Below are 3,631 nucleotides of genomic sequence, written 5' to 3'. Positions count from 1 at the left end.
CAGGGAGAGCGGATGCGGGCGGCGTCATGGCGGGGCTATCGATAGGGAACTCGGGTCCGGGCGATCACGCGGGCGGCCGGCGACCGGCTTGACTTGATTGGCCGGGAAAGCCCGGCGATTTGCAACGGCCCGGACGGACAAAGCGGTGGATGGCCGGCAGGCAGGCCGGCCTGGCTATCATTTAGGCATGCCGCGGAACAGCAAATTAAGGAGGCGTTAGGCGGAATCTTCGAAAAAGACTCGTATTCGATCTGTAAGTCGTTGTTCCGGGTTCATTGCAGATCAGGCCTCATTGCCAAGGGAAGTCCCCGATGTCTGCTGCGCCGGGTCTGAAAGCCACGCCGATTACCACCGAACCCACCGACGATGATTCCGACATTTCCGCGCTGATCAATCGCCTCACTGCGGAGGTCAACCAGATCGCGGTCGACAAGACCAAGTCGATCCAGCAGATCACCAACCAGATGAAGATGCTGGCGCTCAACGCGCTCATCGAGAGCTCGCGTGCCGGTGCCCAGGGCGCGGGCTTCGCGGTGGTGGCGCAGGAGGTGCGCGGCGTCGGCCAGCAAGTCGAGACCATCGCCCGCGAGCTCGAGACCCAATTGACCAAGCGCACCGGCGATCTCGTCGGCTCGATCGAGCGTATGAGCCAGCGCTCCCGCGGCGAGCGGATGGTGGACCTGTCCCTCAACGCCATCGAGCTGATCGACCGCAATCTCTATGAACGCACCTGCGACGTGCGCTGGTGGGCGACCGATTCCGCCGTGGTCGATTGCGCGGCCTCGCCCGGTGCCGCAGCCGTTTCCCACGCCTCGGAGCGCCTCGGCGTGATCCTGGGGGCCTACACCGTCTATCTCGACCTCTGGCTCTGCGACCTCGACGGCAACGTCATCGCCAACGGCCGGGCCGACCGCTTCCGCGTCGTCGGCCAGAACGTCGCCCACACCAAATGGTTTCGCGAGGCCAAGAGCCTGCGCTCCGGCGACGACTATGTCGCCGGCGACGTCGAGAACCAGCCGTTGCTCGGCAATGCGCAGGTCGCGACCTATTGCGCCAGCGTCCGCGCCGGCGGCCAGGCCCATGGCGCGCCGATCGGCGTGCTCGCCATCCATTTCGACTGGGAGCCGCAGGCCCGCGCCATCGTGCAGGGCGTCCGGGTCGGCGACGGCGACAAGGCCCGCGTGCTGCTGGTCGATTCGAGCTTTCGCGTGATCGCAGCGTCCGACGGCCAAGGCATCCTCAGCGAGCGCCTCTCGCTGTCCCTGAACGGCCAGCGCTCCGGCTTCTATCACGATCGCACCGGCACGCTGGTCGCCTTCCACGCGACGCCGGGCTATGAGACCTATCGAGGGCTCGGCTGGTACGGCGTGATCGTCTGCAGTGCTTGAGGCGAAGCGGCCAGCCGGGTCGCCTGCCGAACGAAAATTCGCAAAACAACCCCATGCACAGTAGCAGAGGGTTGATTTATCTCGTGTTTTTCGGCCGGCCCATGAACCTGTCGGCTTACCGCGCTACCGCACCGGAATGCACGTCTGAAATCGCGTTTCTCTCATGACTTGGCGTGATGCGTGGCCGACATCAGGTGGCCGGCATCGGCCGCGACACGCTTCTCGAGGAAGCCCATGACTGCCTTGATGCGGGCGATGTGCAACAGGTCCTCGTGGACGGACAGCCAGATGTCGCGAACGGAGAAGTAGCTAGGCAGGACCGGGCGGAGGTCCTTGTTATGGGCGGCGACGTAGGACGGCAGCATGGCGATGCCGAGCCCGCTCGATGCCGCCACATATTGCGAGACCAGGCTCGTGCTGCGAAACACGACATGGGCCGGCCGCAGGATATCGGACAGCCAGCGGTTCTCCTTGAGCTGGATATGCTCGTCGATGAAATCGATGAAATCGTGATTGTCGAGGTCCTTCAGGTCAGACGGCACCCCCGCACGCTGCAGGTAGGCGCTGGAGGCGTAGAGGAAGATCCTGAACTCGCCGATCTTCTTGACCGAGAGCCTCCTCCCCTTTGGCCTGAAGAAGCTGATGAAAACGTCCGCCTCGCGCCGCGTCATGTCGAGCAGGCGCGTATCGGTGATCAGCTCGACCTGGATCGAGGGCCAGACCTTGCTGAAGGCGGCCATGCAGCTCGTCAGGTACATGCTGCCGATCCCTTCCATGGCGGCAATGCGCACCGCGCCGGCCGCGTCTGCCTTCTCGGAGCCGACCACCGTCTCGATGATGGCGTTGGCGTTGTTCTCCATGCCTTCGGCGAACTGGAGCAGCCGCAGGCCCGCTTCGGTCAGGGCGAAGCCTGATTTGCTGCGCTTGAACAGCGTGGTGTTGAGGCTGCGTTCGAGCTCCCTCACCCGCCGGCTGACCGTGGTGTGGTCGACCTTCAGCTTCTGGCCGGCGCGAACCAGATTTCGGGTGCGCGCGACCTCCAGGAAGAAGATCACGTCGTCCCAATTGTAGCGCAGCGTTCGCGCAGCCTTCGCCATCTCGGTCCTGATATGCCCGTTCGCGAGCTTCGGCATCTCTCACTCGCTAGTTTCGGGCATATCGGCCGGCACGGCAATCGTCAGGCGGCAATGATTGGGGCGTAGGTCTCGACGAGACGGTTGGCGAACATGTCGACCTTCGGGATCATCAGCTTCTGCCGGCAGACGGCAAGATCGATGTGCTTGGGCATCACGGCGCCCAGCTTGAAGACGCGCGGCGCGACCACGTTGATGTCCCAGAGCGGAAAGCCCGTCGGGGGAATCACGAGGCTGCCGCCCGGATAGGGCGAGTCGACGCGGTTCGCCAGCACCACCGCAACCCTGTTGTCCTCGGCCCTCGGGATCGCCAGCAGCTCCCGTTCGAACGGTTCGCGCAGCGAAGCCGGCCACAGGATCACGTCCGCCGCCGCAATTCCGAGACAACGCGAGACCTCGGGAAACACGGCGTCGTAGCCGGACATGATGCCGATGCGCCCGAACGGCGTCTCGAACACCGGATAGTCGTCGCCCGCCTTCGCCCATTTGCGCTCCTCGGCCGTCAGATGGGTCTTGCGATATTTCCCGATCTCCTTCCCGTCCGGCCCGATCAGGAACGTCGTGACGTACAGACCGGCTGCGGCCCGCTCGACCGTAGGCAGCGCGATCAGGCACTGATAGCGGGACGCAATCGCTGCGGTCTTGGCCAGCAGCGACGTGGTCTGGTCGGCCAGGGCAGCGGCTTCCGCCGCGCTCGGAATGGCGGATGGGCAGAACGCATATTCCGGCAGGGTGAGAACCTTGATGCCGAGCTTGGCAGCGTGATCGATCATGTCGAACACCTCTGCGGCCGCAGTGTCTCTGGTCACGTGCATTTGCACGGCCGCGACCTTGGCGACGGATTTCGCGGGGATCAGCGGCTGCTCCGCGATCCGGTAGACCGGCGTCTTCTCATACGGCAGCGCCATCAGGCCGTAAGTCTCGGGACGGCGGTCGGCGATCTTGTCGTTCGCCGCGTAGATCGACTTGTCGTGCGCGGCGTCGAGATCGACATCGGCGATGGCCATGCCATGCGTATCGTACGGCACCTTCGACAGCACCCGGCCCTTGGGATCGACGATCATGCTGCCGCCGGGATAGTAGATCGATCGCTCATAGCCGGCCTTGGTT

General features: G+C 64.4%; 3 protein-coding genes. 1 reads left to right on the top strand and 2 read right to left on the bottom strand.

Going from position 1 to position 3,631, the window contains the following annotated elements:
• The first annotated feature begins 311 nt into the window (after positions 1 to 311).
• Entirely contained in the window at positions 312 to 1,388 is a 1,077-nt protein-coding gene (locus JHD07_RS21365; RefSeq protein WP_291625488.1) for a methyl-accepting chemotaxis protein, read from the top strand.
• Positions 1,389 to 1,549: 161 nt separating this feature from the next.
• Here the strand turns inward: JHD07_RS21365 and JHD07_RS21360 are convergent, their stop codons facing one another.
• Both JHD07_RS21360 and JHD07_RS21355 read right to left on the bottom strand, forming a co-directional pair.
• Entirely contained in the window at positions 1,550 to 2,521 is a 972-nt protein-coding gene (locus tag JHD07_RS21360; RefSeq protein WP_291625486.1) for a LysR family transcriptional regulator, read from the bottom strand.
• Between the two features lie 44 nt (positions 2,522 to 2,565).
• On the bottom strand, positions 2,566 to 3,631 hold a 1,066-nt coding region (locus tag JHD07_RS21355), incomplete at its 5' end, for a nitrilase-related carbon-nitrogen hydrolase (protein WP_291625484.1).

Source organism: Bradyrhizobium sp. (assembly GCF_016462955.1).
GTDB lineage: Bacteria > Pseudomonadota > Alphaproteobacteria > Rhizobiales > Xanthobacteraceae > Bradyrhizobium.
Note: the sequence above shows the minus strand (reverse complement) of the source record. Positions and strands in the feature narration are given on the sequence as shown.